This window comes from Palleronia abyssalis (assembly GCF_900302445.1).
Classification (GTDB): domain Bacteria; phylum Pseudomonadota; class Alphaproteobacteria; order Rhodobacterales; family Rhodobacteraceae; genus Palleronia; species Palleronia abyssalis.
This window is the reverse complement of sequence record NZ_ONZF01000003.1, coordinates 256,834-272,170: the sequence shown is the minus strand read 5'-3', so window position 1 is coordinate 272,170 and position 15,337 is coordinate 256,834. Positions and strand designations below refer to the sequence as shown.

Annotated in this window: 15 protein-coding genes; 11 read left to right on the top strand and 4 right to left on the bottom strand. The window is 66.9% G+C overall.

Annotated elements, in window-relative coordinates; all coding sequences use genetic code 11:
- Window positions 1-13 precede the first annotated feature (13 nt).
- Together ptsP and PAA8504_RS08605 are read right to left on the bottom strand one after the other, a co-directional pair.
- Window positions 14-2,272: a phosphoenolpyruvate--protein phosphotransferase gene (ptsP, locus tag PAA8504_RS08610; protein ID WP_108893776.1), complete on the bottom strand. Its 2,259-nt coding sequence runs from the start codon at window positions 2,270-2,272 to the stop codon at window positions 14-16.
- A gap of 164 nt (window positions 2,273-2,436) precedes the next feature.
- Window positions 2,437-3,681 (bottom strand): aspartate kinase, encoded by a 1,245-nt coding sequence (locus PAA8504_RS08605; RefSeq protein WP_108893775.1) that lies wholly within the window; start codon window positions 3,679-3,681, stop codon window positions 2,437-2,439.
- Between the two features lie 127 nt (window positions 3,682-3,808).
- Between PAA8504_RS08605 and PAA8504_RS08600 the strand changes: the two genes are divergently transcribed.
- Window positions 3,809-4,240, top strand: a complete 432-nt coding sequence (locus PAA8504_RS08600) for a phosphate-starvation-inducible PsiE family protein (RefSeq protein ID WP_108893774.1) — start codon at window positions 3,809-3,811, stop codon at window positions 4,238-4,240.
- A 337-nt stretch (window positions 4,241-4,577) separates the two neighbouring features.
- Here the strand turns inward: PAA8504_RS08600 and PAA8504_RS08595 are convergent, their stop codons facing one another.
- Together PAA8504_RS08595 and PAA8504_RS08590 are read right to left on the bottom strand one after the other, a co-directional pair.
- Window positions 4,578-5,327, bottom strand: a complete 750-nt coding sequence (locus PAA8504_RS08595) for an SDR family NAD(P)-dependent oxidoreductase (RefSeq protein ID WP_108893773.1) — start codon at window positions 5,325-5,327, stop codon at window positions 4,578-4,580.
- Window positions 5,324-5,779, bottom strand: coding sequence for a MaoC family dehydratase (locus PAA8504_RS08590; protein ID WP_108893772.1), 456 nt, complete (start codon window positions 5,777-5,779; stop codon window positions 5,324-5,326). The genes PAA8504_RS08595 and PAA8504_RS08590 overlap by 4 nt, the downstream gene beginning before the upstream one ends.
- Before the next feature lie 123 nt (window positions 5,780-5,902).
- Between PAA8504_RS08590 and PAA8504_RS08585 the strand changes: the two genes are divergently transcribed.
- The 10 genes from PAA8504_RS08585 to rfbB all read left to right on the top strand — a co-directional run bounded on the left by PAA8504_RS08585 (window position 5,903) and on the right by rfbB (window position 15,335).
- The gene (locus tag PAA8504_RS08585) at window positions 5,903-7,063 is read left to right on the top strand and encodes an acetyl-CoA C-acyltransferase (RefSeq protein ID WP_108893771.1); all 1,161 of its coding nucleotides are present in this window, start codon (window positions 5,903-5,905) and stop codon (window positions 7,061-7,063) included.
- Entirely contained in the window at window positions 7,060-7,905 is an 846-nt protein-coding gene (locus PAA8504_RS08580; RefSeq protein ID WP_108893770.1) for an enoyl-CoA hydratase-related protein, read from the top strand. Before PAA8504_RS08585 ends, PAA8504_RS08580 begins: the two co-directional genes overlap by 4 nt.
- Window positions 7,902-8,660, top strand: a complete 759-nt coding sequence (locus PAA8504_RS08575) for an SDR family NAD(P)-dependent oxidoreductase (RefSeq protein WP_108893769.1) — start codon at window positions 7,902-7,904, stop codon at window positions 8,658-8,660. Before PAA8504_RS08580 ends, PAA8504_RS08575 begins: the two co-directional genes overlap by 4 nt.
- Complete coding sequence (locus PAA8504_RS08570; RefSeq protein ID WP_181375738.1) at window positions 8,657-9,844, top strand: acyl-CoA dehydrogenase family protein; 1,188 nt, start codon at window positions 8,657-8,659, stop codon at window positions 9,842-9,844. The genes PAA8504_RS08575 and PAA8504_RS08570 overlap by 4 nt, the downstream gene beginning before the upstream one ends.
- Before the next feature lie 27 nt (window positions 9,845-9,871).
- Complete coding sequence (locus PAA8504_RS08565; protein ID WP_108893768.1) at window positions 9,872-11,032, top strand: glutathionylspermidine synthase family protein; 1,161 nt, start codon at window positions 9,872-9,874, stop codon at window positions 11,030-11,032.
- A gap of 1 nt (window position 11,033) precedes the next feature.
- Entirely contained in the window at window positions 11,034-11,639 is a 606-nt protein-coding gene (locus PAA8504_RS08560; protein WP_245897570.1) for a DUF1190 domain-containing protein, read from the top strand.
- Between the two features lie 98 nt (window positions 11,640-11,737).
- Entirely contained in the window at window positions 11,738-12,394 is a 657-nt protein-coding gene (locus tag PAA8504_RS08555) for an SRPBCC family protein (RefSeq protein WP_108893767.1), read from the top strand.
- A gap of 11 nt (window positions 12,395-12,405) precedes the next feature.
- The gene (locus tag PAA8504_RS08550; RefSeq protein ID WP_108893766.1) at window positions 12,406-13,584 is read left to right on the top strand and encodes a zinc-dependent alcohol dehydrogenase; all 1,179 of its coding nucleotides are present in this window, start codon (window positions 12,406-12,408) and stop codon (window positions 13,582-13,584) included.
- 138 nt (window positions 13,585-13,722) lie between these two features.
- Entirely contained in the window at window positions 13,723-14,292 is a 570-nt protein-coding gene (rfbC, locus tag PAA8504_RS08545) for a dTDP-4-dehydrorhamnose 3,5-epimerase (RefSeq protein WP_108893765.1), read from the top strand.
- A complete protein-coding gene (gene rfbB / locus PAA8504_RS08540) occupies window positions 14,289-15,335 on the top strand; it encodes a dTDP-glucose 4,6-dehydratase (RefSeq protein WP_108893764.1) in 1,047 nt (348 codons plus the stop codon). The genes rfbC and rfbB overlap by 4 nt, the downstream gene beginning before the upstream one ends.
- The last annotated feature ends 2 nt before the right edge of the window (window positions 15,336-15,337 follow it).

The window sequence follows — 15,337 nt, the reverse complement described above, 5'->3', positions numbered from 1 at the left end:
CGGCTTCGGCCGATCAGGTTCGGGTCAGCATCTCGGTCAGCCACAGGTTGATCGGCTCGCGAACGCTTTGCTGGCGGCTGTGTCGCGCGGTTTCGATCACCTCGCGCGCCTCGCCGATATCCACCCGGCGCAGCAGGTTCTTGACCGGCCCGATCGAGGCGGGGCGCATCGACAGGGCACGCAGCCCGATGGCCGCAAGGCACAGCGCCTCCAATGGACGGCCCGCGTCTTCGCCGCAGAAGCTTAAGGGCGTGCCGAAGGCGTGGCACCGGTCCACGATCATCTGAAGCGCGTTCAGGAACGAGATATTCAGCGTATCGTACCGGCGACGCACCCGCTCGTTCTCGCGGTCGGCGGCGAAGAAGAACTGCTTGAGATCGTTGCCGCCGATCGAGATGAAGTCGGCTTCTTCGAAGAAGGCATCGGGGGCGAAGACCATCGACGGCGTTTCCAGCATCGCGCCCACGCGGATTTGCGTGGGCAGGGTATGGCCCAGCCGACGCTCGCGTTCGATCTCGCGGTCGAGGATGTCGCGCGCGGCCCGGAACTCGTCCAGTTGCGCGATGAAGGGGAACATCACATCCAGCGTCCGGCCCGCCGTGGCGCGGATCAGCGCTTGAAGCTGCATCCGCATCACGCCCTTCTTGTCCAGCCCGACGCGGATGGCCCGCCAGCCCAGGGCCGGGTTCGGCTCGTCCGGGCGCTTCATGTAGGGCAGGACCTTGTCCGACCCGATATCGAGGGTGCGGAACACCACCGGCTTGCCTTGGGCTGCGTCCATCACGCGGCTATAAAGCTTCGCCAGATCGCCGCGCCGGGGCATCGAGCGGTTGGCAAGGAACTGCAGCTCGGTCCGGAACAAGCCCACGCCTTCGGCCCCCGATCCGGCCAGCGAGGGCAGGTCGGCCATCAGCCCGGCGTTCATCGTCAGCGACACGGTGGTGCCGCACAGCGTCGTGGCGGGCTTGTCGCGCAGCGAGGCATAGCGTTCCTGCGCCTGCGCCTGCATCGCCATCTTGTCGCGGAAGGCGGCGGCGATGTTTTCCTCTGGGCGCAGGTGGACGATGCCCTGTTCGCCGTCCAGCATGATATGATCGCCGTTCAGCGCCTCGGTCGTGATGTGATCGGCGTGGATGACCAGCGGAATGGCCAGGGCGCGGGCGATGATCGCGGCGTGGCTGCCGACCGATCCGCCTTCCAGAACAATGCCCTTCAGCGTGCGCCCGTAATCCAGCAGGTCGCCGGGGCCGATGTCGCGCGCGACCAGGATCGGGTCGGCGGGCATCTCGGCCCCCGTCTCGGACCCTTGGCCGGTCAGGATGCGCAAGAGTCTGCGCGACAGGTCGTCGAGGTCGTGCATCCGCTCGCGGATATAGGCGTCCGATGCCGATTGCAGGCGCGTGCGGGCCGAGGATTGCTCTTTCTCGACGGCGGCTTCGGCTGACAGGCCGCGTTCGATGTTCTCGCACATGCGCCGGATCCAGCCGCGGGAATGGGCGAACATGCGATAGGTTTCCAGCACGTCGCGCTGGTCCTTGTCGGCGATCCCGGCACTGCCCAGCATGTCGTCGACGCTGACCTGCAACTGGCGGATCGCGTCGTTCAGGCGCGCGATCTCGGCCTGCGTATCCTCGGCCACGGGGTTGGTGACGACGACGCGGGGCTCGTGCAGCCAGACGTGCCCCTCGGCCGTGCCTTCCTGTCCGACGGTGCCGCGGACCATGACGGGGTGCTGGTGGCGGGCCGACAGGGCCGCGCTGTCGTCGACGAAGGCGCCAAGCTCGGTCATCTCGGCCAGCACCATGGCGACGACTTCCAGGCCGTAGACCTCGTCGTCGGTATAGCCGCGCGCCTCTTTCGACTGGACGACCAGCACGCCCAGCTTGTCGCCCAGGCGCTGGATCGGCACGCCGAGGAAGCTGGAATAGATCTCCTCGCCCGTCTCGGGCATGTAGCGAAAGCCCCGGGTGGAGGGCGCGTCGGCGGCGTTGATGTTCTGCCCCAGCCGGGCGACGCGCCCCACCAGGCCCTCGCCCAGACGCATCCGGGTCTGGTGGACGGCCGCGGGGTTCAGGCCCTCGGTCGCGCAGAGCTCCAGCGTTTCGGGGTCGCGGAACAGGTAGATCGAGCAGACCTCGGTCTGCATCGATGACGCGATGATCGTGGTGATATGGTCGAGCCGTTCCTGCCCCTCGCTTTCCTCGGCAAGGGTGTCGCGCAAGCGCTTCAGCAGCTTGCGGCTTTCGCTTTCGCTCTCGCTGCGATTTGGCATGGCGCGCGTCCCCGCAACCTTTCTCGACCGCTCGCGGCCCGATTAACCCTAACTGCTCTTAGGGGACGTGAGCCGTTCTGGAAAGACGCCAAGGGATGCCCCTGCGGCACCGGGGTGCCCGGTGCCCGGGAATTTCACCCGGGCGAGAGGCCGCCGGGCAGGGATCAGGCGGTGCCGATCTTTTCCAGTTCGAACGCGTCGTGCAGTGCCTGAACGGCCAGCTCCATGTACTTGCGGTCGATCAGGACCGAGATCTTGATCTCGGACGTGGTGATGACCTTGATGTTGACGTTCTCGTCCTTCAGCGCCTTGAACATGTGCGCGGCGACGCCCGCATGGCTGCGCATCCCGATGCCCACGACGGACACCTTGGCCACGTCCTGATCGGCCACAAGCTCGCCGAATTCGTAGGCGCCGGACGCCTTGGCGTCCTCAATCGACTTCTTCGCGCGGGCCACCTGGTCGACGGGGCACGAGAAGGTCATGTCGGTCTTGCCGCCTTCCGAGATGTTCTGGACGATCATGTCCACGTTGATCCCCGCATCGGCCAGCGGCCCGAAGATGGCCGCGGCGATGCCCGGGCGATCCTCGACCCCCAGAAGGGTCATCTTGGCTTCGTCGCGCGAATAGGCGACGCCGTTCACGACATTGGATTCCATGATCTCGTCCTCCGCGCAGACCAGCGTTCCCGCGGTCTCGTCATACTCTCCGAACGAGGAGAGCACCCTGAGTTTCACATTGTAGCGCATCGCCAGCTCGACCGAGCGTGTTTGCAGCACCTTGGCGCCGAGCGATGCAAGCTCGAGCATCTCCTCGAACGCGATGCGGTCGAGCTTGCGGGCCTTGGCGGTGATGCGCGGGTCGGTGGTATAGACGCCGTCCACATCCGTATAGATGTCGCAGCGCACCGCATCAAAGGCGGCGGCGAAGGCGACGGCGGTGGTGTCCGATCCGCCCCGGCCCAGCGTGGTGATCCGTCCTTCGGGGCTGATGCCCTGAAAGCCCGCGACCACCGCGACCTTCATCCCGTCGGCGAAGCGCGCGTCCAGGTTGGCGGTCGGAATCTCTTCGATCCGGGCGGCGCCGTGGGCGCCGTTCGTCTTCAGCGGCACTTGCCAGCCCTGCCAGGACCGGGCGGGAATCTCCATCTCTTGCAATGTTAGCGCCATGAGGCCCGCGGTCACGTTTTCGCCCGAGCTGACGACGGCGTCGTATTCGCGCGCGTCGTAGAAGGGCGAGGTCTCGTTCACCCAGCCGACCAGTTCGTTTGTCTTGCCGGACATGGCCGAGACGATGACGATGACCTCGTGGCCGTTCGCAACCTCACGCGCGACGCGCTTGGCGGCCCGCTTGATACGGTCGAGCGTGGCGACGGACGTGCCGCCGAATTTCATGACGAGACGCGACATCGCGGGCCCCCTTTTCGATCGCGTGCCTCTTATGGGGCCGGACGGGGGGGCGCAAGGGGTCGGGCTTTCCGTCGGGGCATCACGGGCTAGGGTTGAAGGCCGAGATCGCTGCAAGGGAGGAGACGTCATGTCCACACCGGACAGCCGATTCATCCGCGCCTATTCGCGGGTCGAACAGGTCATTTCCGCGTTGATCCTCGTGGGGATGGTCGCTGTGGTGTTCCTGGCGACATGGGCGTTCTTCCGGACCCTGATCGACACCACCCTGGCCGAAAACGCGACGCTGGACTACGGCCAGTTCCAGACTTTGTTCGACCGGGTTCTGGCCGCCATCATCGCGCTGGAGCTGGCGCATTCCATCCGGCAGCTGGTTTCGGGCGAGCATGGACTCGGCCAGCTTCGGACCGTCATCGTGATCGGGATGCTGGCGGTGGTGCGCAAGCTGATCGTGCTGGAAGTGGATTCGACGACCGGGACGTTCCTTTTGGGAATTGCCGCAACCGTGGCGGCGCTGGCCGCGGGGCTGGTCGCGATCTGGTGGGTCAGCGGCGAGAGGTGAGCGCGGACCGGGGGTTTCACACCCCCGGACCCCCGTGGGGTATTTCTGACAAGGATGAATGCGGATGCGGGATTGGCCCGGGGTCGCCTTGGTGAGGCGCCGGGCTGTTCTGCTTTCGACGATGCGAGGAAGAGGGCGGGCCCGCCTGTCGCGAATGGGTCGAGACGGGGCGTCACCCCCGGTCGTGGTCTCACCGGTGAAACCTGTGATCGGGGCGATGTGCGGGGTGTCAGGCCGCACGGCCCCTCTCGATCAAGTTTCGCTGTCTTCGTCGTGGCGCGCGGGGTGGATATGCTCCGGCGCGCGTTAGGATCGGGTGAAGGCGGCGCGCGGTGGATCAGATGGCCGAGATACCGCCGGTGACCGAGATCGTCTGGCCGGTGATCTTCGCCGCCGCGGGGCTGGCGAGGAATGTTGCGAGATGGGCGAGATCTTCGGGCTCGGCCACGCCAAGATGGGCCATTGCTTCTGCCTTCTGGAACAGTTTGCTGGCGAAGGGGTCGGCCATCAGCTTGTCGTAGAGGGACGTGCCCCGCACGATCGAGGGGGTCAGGCAATTGACGCGGATGCCCTGGCGTTTGACCTCGATCGCCATGGCGCGGGCGAACATTGCGATCCCGGCCATGGCGGCGCCGATGGCGACTTCGCCCGGCGTGGCGGTTTTCCCTGCGTCCGAGGCGACCAGCAGGATACAGCCGCCGCCCTGGTCGGCCATCACCGGATAGACGGCGCGGGCGGGCGTGACGACGGGGGCGAGAACACCCGTGATGTCGGCCATGACGTCGCCGACCGGGATGTCCTTCAAGAGCCGTGGCATCGGATCGCCCCCGGCCGAACACATAAGCACGTCGATCCCGCCCATCGCCTCGCGCGCCTCGGCAATCATGCGGGTGGCGTCGTCGGGGTTGGCCGCGTCGCCGGTGACGGCATGGGCGCCGAGGGTTTCGGCGGCGGCTCGGGCGCGGTCGGGGTCGCGGCCCGCGAGGGTCAGCGTCGCGCCGGCGGCCTTCATTGTGCGCGCGGTGGCGAGACCGATGCCGCCGGTGCCGCCGACGATCAGGACGCGGCTGCCTTGCAGATCGCTCATGCCGGGCGCTTTCGCATCAGGGCGGCGCGGTCGCAGGTGCCGCACAGGACGCCGTCCTGGTTGAAGCATTCGTGGCGGAAGTTGACGATGCCGTCGTCGGGACGCTTGCGGCTTTCGCGCTTCGAAAGGACGGTGGTGCGGATGCGGACGGTGTCGCCTTCGAACAGGGGGTGGGGGAACTTGACGTCGGTCATCCCGAGATTCGCGACCGTGGTGCGGAAGGTCGTGTCGTTCACGCTCATCCCGACCATCAGGCCCAGGGTGAACAGGGAATTGACCAGCGGGCGGCCGAAGTCGGTTTCGGTCGCCGCGTAATGGGCGTCGATATGCAAAGGCTGGGGGTTCATCGTCAGAAGCGAGAACCAGCGGTTGTCGGCTTCGGTGATTGTGCGCGTCCAGTCGTGGTCGAAGACCTGACCGTCCTCGAACTCCTCGAAATACTTGCCCGGCATCTTGTCCCTCCCTGGCCGTTTCGGGGCGAGGGTAGGCGGGACGTGCGGGAAGGGAAAGCCCACCCCTTCCGCTTGGCTTCCGGGCGCGTTACCGATGAGTAAATTGCGTCAGGGAGGACGGTCATGGACGATCCGGTGGTCATCGTTGGGGCGGCGCGCACGCCCATGGGCAGCTTCATGGGGGCGTTGTCAAAGCAATCCGCGCCCGAGATGGGATCGGCGGCGATCCGCGCCGCTTTGGACCGCGCCGGGATCGCGCCCGACCGGGTGGACGAGGTGCTGATGGGTTGCGTGCTGCCAGCGGGTTTGGGCCAGGCGCCGGCGCGGCAGGCCTCGATGGGGGCCGGGCTGCCGGAGGGCGTGCCCTGTGCGACGTTGAACAAGGTCTGCGGGTCGGGCATGAAGACCGCAATGATGGCGCATGATGCCATCGCCATGGGGTCCGCCGACATCGTCGTTGCTGGCGGGATGGAGAGCATGACGAACGCGCCCTACCTGCTGGAAAAGGCGCGTATGGGGTATCGTGCGGGGCACGGCAAGGTCGTCGATCACATGTTCCTCGACGGGCTGGAGGACGCCTATGACAAGGGGCGCGCCATGGGCACCTTTGCCGAGGATTGCGCCGAGGCGTATCAGTTCACCCGGTCTGCACAGGATGAGTATGCGCTGGAGTCGCTGGCCCGGGCGAAGAAAGCCATCGAAAGCGGTGCCTTTGCGGGCGAGATTGTGGCGCTGGGCGATGTGGACACCGACGAGCAGCCGGGGCGCGCGAAGCCGGAGAAGATCCCGAACCTCAAGCCCGCCTTCCGCGAGGGGGGGACGGTGACGGCGGCCAACTCGTCCAGCATCTCGGACGGGGCGGCGGCGCTGGCGCTGATGCGTCGAAGCGTGGCCGAGAAGATGGGGCTGACGCCCTTGGCCGTGATCCGGGGCCATGCGGGACATGCGCAGGCGCCGAGCCTGTTCACCACCGCGCCCATCGCAGCCACCCGCAAGCTGATGGAGAAGACCGGCTGGTCGCTGAAGGACGTCGATCTGGTCGAGGTGAACGAGGCCTTCGCTGTGGTGGCCATGGCCGCGATGCGCGACCTGGACCTGCCCCATGACAAGGTGAACGTGAATGGCGGGGCCTGCGCGCTGGGCCATCCGATCGGGTGCTCGGGCGCGCGGATCATCGTGACGCTGCTGCATGCGCTGGCCGCGCGGGACCTGAAGAAGGGCGTCGCGTCGATCTGCATCGGCGGGGGCGAGGCGACGGCCATCGCGGTGGAGCGCCTGGCATGAGCTTCCACGATATCCTCTACGGGGTCGAGGACGGCGTGGCGTTGATCCGGTTCAACCGGCCCGACCAGCTGAATGCCGCGCGGATGGAGACGCATGCCGAGCTGATCCGCGCGCTGGACATGGCCGACGCGGACGACGCTGTGCGCGCCGTCGTGGTCACCGGCGAAGGACGCGCGTTCTGCGCGGGGACCGATCTTGCCTCGGGCGGGTTCGACCTGCCAGAAGGCGGCGACCCGGCCACGGGCGAAGGTGTGCCGCCCGATGTGGGCGGGGTCACGGTGCTGCGGCTGTACGACATGCGAAAGCCGGTGATCGGGGCGATGAACGGCGCAGCGGTGGGCTTCGGGCTGACCTTCACCCTGGGCATGGATATCCGCATCGTGGCCGAAGACGCCAAGCTGGCCTTCCCGTTCACCCGCCGCGGCATCTGCGCCGAAAGCTGCTGCAGCTGGTTCCTGCCCCGGATCGTGGGGCTGGAGCAGGCGATGGAGTGGATGCTGTCGGGGCGGACCTTCCTGGGTAAGGAAGCGGCCGCGAAGGGGCTGGCGTTGCAGGCGCTGCCCGCAGCCGACGTGCTGCCCCGCGCGATGGATCTTGCGCGGGAGATCGCCGCGCAGACCTCGGCCCCGTCGGTCGCGGTGACGCGGGCATTGTTGCTGCGCGGACTGGGCGCGGCGCACCCGGCCGAGGCGCACGCGTATGAAAGCCGCGCGATCTCGGCCTGTCTGGCCGGTCCGGACGCGGCCGAGGGGGTCGCCGCTTTCAAGGCGCGCCGCGCGCCCGCGTTCACGGGCCGCGTGGCCGAGACGGACTACATGCAAGACTGGGAGGCAAAGACGTGAAGATCGACGGACAGATCGCCATCGTGACGGGCGGGGCCTCGGGGTTGGGCGGGGCCACCGCCGCGCGACTAGCGGGGCAGGGCGCGAAAGTCGCCATCTTCGACCGCGACGCCGAAAGGGGCGAGGCTCACGCCGAGGCGCTGGGCGGCAGTTTCCACGCGGTCGACGTCACCGACGAGACCGCGGTGGAAGAGGCCATCGCCGCCGCCGAGGGGCTGCACGGCAAGGCGCGGATCCTCGTGAACTGCGCAGGCATCGGGCCGCCGGGCAAGGTCGTGGACCGCGAGGGCAACGCGATGCCGCTGGCCGAGTTCTCGAAGATCGTGACCATCAACCTGATCGGCACCTTCAACGTGCTGTCGAAGTTCGCCGCCCGCCTGGTTGGCGATCGTGACGGGGACGAGGCTGGGGTGATCATCAACACCGCCTCGGTCGCGGCCTTCGACGGGCAGATCGGGCAACCGGCCTATGCCGCGTCGAAAGGCGGTGTGGTCAGCATGACGCTGCCCATCGCGCGCGAATTCGCCCGCCACGGCATCCGCGTGATGACCATCGCGCCGGGCCTGTTCCTGACCCCGCTTCTGGAAAGCTTGCCGCAGGAGGCGCAGGACAGCCTTGGCGCTCAGGTGCCATTCCCGAACCGGCTGGGCGATCCGGAGGAATACGCGCAGCTGGTGCAATCCATCGTTGAGAACCCCATGCTGAACGGCGAGGTCATCCGCCTCGACGGCGCAATAAGGATGGCCCCGAAATGACCCCGCTGGACCAGATCACCGGACTGTCGGACGAGGCGCGCGACATCGCCGCCCGGATCGAGACCTTCGTGCGCGACACGATCATCCCGTACGAGAAAGACCCCCGCCACGACATGCACGGCCCCACCGACGACCTTGTGCACGAGCTGCGGGGGCTGGCGCGCGAGGCGGGGCTGATGACGCCGCATGTGCGCGACGACGGCACCCATTTCACCCACCGCGAGACGGCGGCGATGCTGATCCGGGCAGGGCTGTCGACGCTGGGGGCGCTGGCGGTGAACGTCTCGGCGCCCGACGAGGGGAACATGTTCCTGCTGGGCCATGTCGGCAGCCCCGAGCTGAAGGAGCGGTTCCTGACCCCCATGATTGCGGGCGAAAAGCGGTCCGCCTTCTTCATGACCGAACCGGCCGAGGATGGCGGCGCGGGCTCGGACCCGTCGATGATGCAGACGGAATGCCATCTGGACGGCAATCACTGGGTGATCAATGGGCGCAAGACCTACATCACCGGGGCGCAGGGCGCGGGCATCGGCATCGTCATGGCCAAGGCCGATGAGGGCGCGTGCATGTTCCTCGTGGACCTGCCCGACCCCGCGATAAGGATCGAACGGGTGCTGGACACGATCGACGGCTCGATGCCCGGGGGGCATTCCGTGATCGCCATCGAGAACCTGCGCGTCCCCGCCGACCAGATGCTGGGCGAGGCGGGCGAGGGGTTCAAGTATGCGCAGGTGCGTCTGGCGCCCGCACGGCTGACCCATTGCATGCGCTGGCTGGGTGCGTGCTATCGCAGTCAGGAGATCGCGACGGATTACACCTGCCGCCGCCACGCGTTCGGCAAGCCCCTGATCGAGCATGAGGGCGTGGGCTTCCAGCTGGCCGAGAACCGCATCGACCTTCAGCAGGCCGAACTGATGACCTTCTGGTGCGCCGATGTTCTGGACCGGGGCAGTCGCGGGACGACTGAATCCTCGATGGCGAAGGTCGCGGTGTCCGAGGCGCTGATGCGCGTGGCCGACCGCTGCGTGCAGGTCATGGGCGGGCAGGGCGTCACGGCCGATACGCCGGTGGAACGCATATTCCGCGAAATCCGCGCCTTCCGCATCTATGACGGGCCGACCGAAGTGCATAAGTGGTCGCTTGGAAAGAAGATCCAGAAGGACTGGCAAAAAGCGCAGGGGTAACGCCCCTGCGACATCGGGGAGGGCGGCATGAGACGGGACGATCTGGGCGCGCGCGACGATTGGGAGGCGAAGGCCGAAGCCGCGGGCTTCACCTTCCACCACATGGACGGGACGCTCTACTGGGACGAATCCGCCGCATACGCCTTCACGCTTGAAGAGATCGAGCGCGAGCTGGAAGGCCCCGCCGAAGAGCTGCACCAGATGTGCCGCGAGGCGGTGGCCGAGATCGTCGGCTCTGACGAGCTGATGGAGCGTCTGCAGATCCCCGAGGCGCATCGTGATCTGGTGGCGGAAAGCTGGCGCATGGGCGAGCCCGAGCTCTATGGCCGGATGGATTTCGCCTATGGTGCCGGGGGTCCGGCCAAACTGCTGGAATACAACGCCGACACGCCCACGACCCTTTATGAAACCTCCGGCTTTCAGTGGCACTGGCTGGAAGACATGATCGCCGCCGGTCGCTTGCCCGAGGGCGCCGATCAGTTCAACGGCATCCACGAGGCGCTGGTCGCCCGGTTCGCCGAGCTGTTCGAGAACGGCACCGAGATCCACTTTGCCGCCTTCGCCGACGCGGTCGAGGATTACGCCACGGTCGAGACGCTTGGCTGGGCCGCGCGCGAGGCCGGGATGGGCGCGCATTTCACCGATATCCGCAAGATCGGCGTGTCCGAGTCCGGCCAGTTCGCGGATGAAGAAGACCGGGTGATCGGCACCCTCTTCAAGCTGTACCCGTGGGAGGACATGCTGCGCGACGATTTCGCCGACGCCATCGTCGGATCCGGCGTGCGGTTTCTAGAGCCTGCGTGGAAGGCGCTGGTGTCGAACAAGGGGATCCTGCCGGTGTTGTGGCGAATGTTCCCGGACCATCCGAACCTGCTGCCGGCGGTCTTCGCCGACGAGGATCCGGCGGTGCTGGGCCCCGATGTCGTGGAAAAACCCATCTTCTCGCGCGAGGGGGCCGGGGTGCGCATTCGCGCCGGGGACGACAGCGAGGTGTCGGCGGACACCAGTTACGACGCGCATCCGCGCATCCTGCAAACCTATGCGCCCTTGGCGAAATTCGGCGAGGATCGCGTCGTGTGCGGCATCTGGATGGTGGGTGCCGAGGCGCACGGGCTGGGCCTGCGCGAAGATGTGTCGCGGATCACCCAGGATACGAGCCGCTTCCGCCCGCACTATATAGAGGCTTGAGATGACAGATATGACCCAACCCCGCCCCCGCAAACGCGCCCGGACCGCCCGCGTGGTCCTTCTGGGCACCGCCGCCTTCAGCCTTGCCGCCTGTCAGCCCGAGGAACAGGTCGAGGCGACCGTTTTTCCGTCGGTCGAGGAATGCCGGGCGCTGGCCGACCTTCCCGAGAACGACTTCACCGCCGAAGAATGTGTTGAAGGATACGAAGAGGCGCAGGCGATCCACCGCGAAAGCGCGCCCCGCTACGAAGATCAGGCCCTGTGCGAGGAACAGCACGAGGGGGAATGCGTGGTCGAACAACGCTCGGACGGGTCGTCGATCTTCTTGCCGCTGTTGGCGGGATACATGATCGGCAACATGCTGGGCGGGCGCGGCATGGCGTCCAAACCGCTGTATCGCACGTCGGGCGGGCGCTATGCGACGCCGGGCGGCGGCACCGTCCTGTCGGGGTTGCGCGGCAAGACGCAGGTGCGCCCCGCGTCCTTCGGCGCCTCGCCCAACACCCGCGCCGCAGCACCGCTCAGCCGGGCAGCGGTGCAAAGCCGCGGCGGCTTCGGCGCCTCGCGCACGGGCGGCGGATTCGGCACCCGCAGCTTCGGCGGGTAGGGACGGCCGGGGAACCGGCACCCGCGGACCTCGTTCAGATCGGTAAGGACGGCGGCACAGGCGCGTCGTCCGGTTCGTTCCGATCTGAGGGGTATCTTATGTTTCCGGACCGCTACAGGGGTCGCTACGACCCCCCGCAGCAAAGCGACATCTGGCAGGCCGCGGGCTTGGCCGCCATCGCCGGCCTGACGGTTTTCGCGCTTTACCAATCGCAAACACGCAACCGAGTGGCCCATCGTCCGCCCGACGACGCCCCGCCGCGCACTGCGCGCGGATCGGGCCGTGGACGGGCCGTCACGGGCCGCACCGTGACCATCGACCGCCCGCGCGGCGAGGTCTACGATTTCTGGCGCGACTTCACCAATCTGCCGCATGTCATGGAAAACGTTCGGGAAATCACGGTTCAGGGCGATCTGACCCGCTGGTCGATCGAAGCTCCGGGGAAGGGGACTGCAGACTTGGTCACCCGCATCGTGGACGACCGCCCGGGCGAGGCGATCTCGTGGGTGTCCACGGAATCGTCGGACATCGCGCATGAAGGACGCGTGACCTTCCGCGACGCCCCCGGCGGGCGCGGGACCGAGGTATCGCTGATCCTGCGCTACGACGCGCCGGCGGGCATGCTGGGGCGGGCCATCGCCAAGATGTTGCAGGCCGAACCGCACCTGCAGGCGCGACGCGACCTCAAGCGGCTGAAGATGCTGCTGGAAACGGGCGAGATCGCCACCAACGCCAATCGCCGTTCGGCGGCCTGAAAGGAAAACCCATGCGCGCACTTACCTGGCACGGCACGCACGACGTTCGGGTCGACACGGTTCCCGACCCCGAGATCGTCAATCCCCGCGACGCCATCATCGAAGTCACCTCGACCGCGATCTGTGGCTCGGACTTGCACCTCTATGACGGGGTGCTGCCCGGCATGCAGCAGGGCGACATCCTGGGGCACGAGTTCATGGGCCGCGTCGTCGAGACGGGTCCGAAAAGCACGCTGAAGAAGGGCCAGCGCGTCGTCGTGCCCTTCACCATCTCTTGCGGAAGCTGCTTTTTCTGCAAGCAGACGATGTATTCGGCCTGCGACAATACCAACCCGGCTGAAAAGCAGGACATGACCGAAGGGTTGTTCGGCCATTCGGTGTCGGCGCTGTTCGGCTATACGCACCTGACGGGTGGCTATCCGGGCGGTCAGGCCGAGTATGTCCGGGTCCCGTTCTCTGATGTCGGCCCCATCGTCATCCCGGATGGCATGGACGACGACGAGGTGCTGTTCCTGTCGGACATCCTGCCCACCGGCTGGATGGGGGCCGAGAATGCCGACATCAAGGAAGGCGACACCGTCGCCGTCTGGGGCTGCGGTCCCGTGGGCCTGTTCGCGGTGCAGTCAGCGCTGGCAATGGGCGCGGCACGGGTCATCGCCATTGACGAGTATCCCAACCGTTTGGCGTTGGCCCGCAAGCTGGGCGCCGAGATCATCGACTTCAAGCGCACCAACGTGATGGAGGCCCTGACCGAAATGTCGGGTGGCCTTGGCCCCGACGCGGTGATCGATGCCGTGGGCATGGAAAGCCACGGCTTCGCGCCGGACACGGTGATGGACAACATCAAGCAGAATGTCGGCATCGGCGCCGACAGTGCCCACGCCCTGCGCGAAGCGATCATGTGTGTACGCAAAGGCGGCACCGTGTCCATTCCCGGCGTCTATGGCGGGATGCTGGACAAGTTCCCGCTGGGCGCGCTGATGGAGAAAGGCGTCCAGGTCCGGTCCGGCCAGACGCATGTGCAGCGCTACCTCGAGCCGCTGCTGGAGAAGATCGGCAACGGCGAGCTGGACACGACCTTCCTGATCTCGCACCGGCTTCCGCTGGAAGAGGCGCCGACTGGCTATGACCGGTTCCGCTTCAACCAGGATGACTGGACCAAGGTGGTCCTGAAGACCAAGGCGGCCTGACCGTCCGCCTGAAGGGCCGGCGCAACAGGTGCCGGCCCGCACTGTCCCCCATTATTGACAGGTTCGACCGGCATGTGACACGCCGACCCACGGGACGGTCCGCCATCGGGCGCGGGCAACCTATGGCGGACAGGGCGCATGCAGATCGAGGACACCACGATTCCGGGCGTGAAGGTGCTGACCCCGCGTCGCTTCGACGACTCGCGGGGCTTCTTTTCCGAGACCTGGAGCGCGCGCACCTTGTCCGATGCGGGCATCGATATCGTATTCGTCCAGGACAACCTGTCCGTATCAGAAACCGCCGGCACCGTCCGCGGCCTGCATTATCAATCCCCGCCGCACGCGCAGGCCAAGCTGGTCCGTTGCGCGCGGGGGGCGATTTTCGACGTCGCGGTGGACGTGCGCAGGTGCGCGCCGACCTACGGGCAATGGGTGGGCGTCGATCTGAGTTTCGAGAATGGACGCCAGCTTCTGGTGCCCGAAGGGTGCTTGCACGGATTTGCGACGCGGCTGCCCGGGACCGAAGTGGTGTACAAATGCTCGGACTTCTACGCCCCGGATTGTGACGGGGCCGTGGCGTGGAACGATCCGGATCTTGGGATCGACTGGGGACTGGCCTCAGGCGATGCGATTCTCAGCGAAAAAGACCGTACGGCCCCTGCCTTCGCCGCCTTCGACAGCCCATTCGTGTGGGAGGGGGCGGTGTGAAGCTTCTGGTCACGGGCGGGGCGGGGTTCATCGGCTCGGCCGTGGTGCGGCTGGCGGTGTCTCGGGGGCACGAAGTCGTCAATCTGGATGCTCTGACCTATGCCGCCTGCCTGGAGAATGTGGCCGAGGTGGCGGACCACCCGTCCTATGCGTTCGTGCAGGCCGATATCCGGGACCGCGCGGCGCTGGATCGCGTTTTTGCGGCCCACGCGCCGGACGCGGTGATGCACTTGGCGGCCGAAAGCCATGTCGACCGCTCTATCGACGGGCCGGGGACATTCGTCCAGACCAACGTGACCGGCACCTTTCATCTGCTTGAGGCGGCACGCGCCTACTGGACCGGGGCGGGCCGGCCCGAGGGGTTCAGGTTCCACCACGTCTCGACCGACGAGGTGTTCGGCGCGCTGCCGCTTGACGCCGACACGCGGTTCACCGAAGACACGCCCTACGATCCACGCTCACCCTATTCCGCCTCGAAAGCGGCCTCCGACCATCTGGTCCGCGCGTGGCACGAGACCTATGGCTTGCCGGTGATCTTGACGAATTGTTCCAACAATTACGGGCCATTCCACTTCCCCGAAAAGCTGATCCCGGTTGTCATCCTGAACGCGCTGGCGGTGCGGCCGATCCCGGTCTACGGGCAAGGGCGCAACGTGCGGGACTGGCTATTCGTCGAGGATCACGCCGACGCGCTGTTGCTGGCGATCCGGCAAGGGCAGGTCGGGCGGACCTATGCCATCGGCGGCGGTGCTGAGGTTGCCAACCTGGATCTTGTTCAGCGGGTTTGCGCGATCCTCGATCGCCTTAGCCCGCGCGCTGAAGGTCCGTATGCCGACCTGATCACCTTCGTCCCCGACCGCCCCGGCCACGACCTGCGCTATGCCATCGATGCCACGCGCATCCGGACCGAACTGGGTTGGAGGCCGGGCGTCACCCTGTCCGAAGGGCTCGAAAGGACAGTGCGCTGGTATCTGGACAACCCGGCCTGGTGGCGTGCCTTGGCGGCGCGCGATGGTGTCGGCCGGCGTCTGGGAACGGGGTAGGA

Coding starts and splice junctions, on each gene's coding strand:
- ptsP (WP_108893776.1), bottom strand. CDS start 2,272: ATGCCAAATCGCAGCGAGAGCGAAAGCGAAAGCCGCAAGCTGCTGAAG.
- PAA8504_RS08605 (WP_108893775.1), bottom strand. CDS start 3,681: ATGTCGCGTCTCGTCATGAAATTCGGCGGCACGTCCGTCGCCACGCTC.
- PAA8504_RS08600 (WP_108893774.1), top strand. CDS start 3,809: ATGTCCACACCGGACAGCCGATTCATCCGCGCCTATTCGCGGGTCGAA.
- PAA8504_RS08595 (WP_108893773.1), bottom strand. CDS start 5,327: ATGAGCGATCTGCAAGGCAGCCGCGTCCTGATCGTCGGCGGCACCGGC.
- PAA8504_RS08590 (WP_108893772.1), bottom strand. CDS start 5,779: ATGCCGGGCAAGTATTTCGAGGAGTTCGAGGACGGTCAGGTCTTCGAC.
- PAA8504_RS08585 (WP_108893771.1), top strand. CDS start 5,903: ATGGACGATCCGGTGGTCATCGTTGGGGCGGCGCGCACGCCCATGGGC.
- PAA8504_RS08580 (WP_108893770.1), top strand. CDS start 7,060: ATGAGCTTCCACGATATCCTCTACGGGGTCGAGGACGGCGTGGCGTTG.
- PAA8504_RS08570 (WP_181375738.1), top strand. CDS start 8,657: ATGACCCCGCTGGACCAGATCACCGGACTGTCGGACGAGGCGCGCGAC.
- PAA8504_RS08565 (WP_108893768.1), top strand. CDS start 9,872: ATGAGACGGGACGATCTGGGCGCGCGCGACGATTGGGAGGCGAAGGCC.
- PAA8504_RS08560 (WP_245897570.1), top strand. CDS start 11,034: ATGACAGATATGACCCAACCCCGCCCCCGCAAACGCGCCCGGACCGCC.
- PAA8504_RS08555 (WP_108893767.1), top strand. CDS start 11,738: ATGTTTCCGGACCGCTACAGGGGTCGCTACGACCCCCCGCAGCAAAGC.
- PAA8504_RS08550 (WP_108893766.1), top strand. CDS start 12,406: ATGCGCGCACTTACCTGGCACGGCACGCACGACGTTCGGGTCGACACG.
- rfbC (WP_108893765.1), top strand. CDS start 13,723: ATGCAGATCGAGGACACCACGATTCCGGGCGTGAAGGTGCTGACCCCG.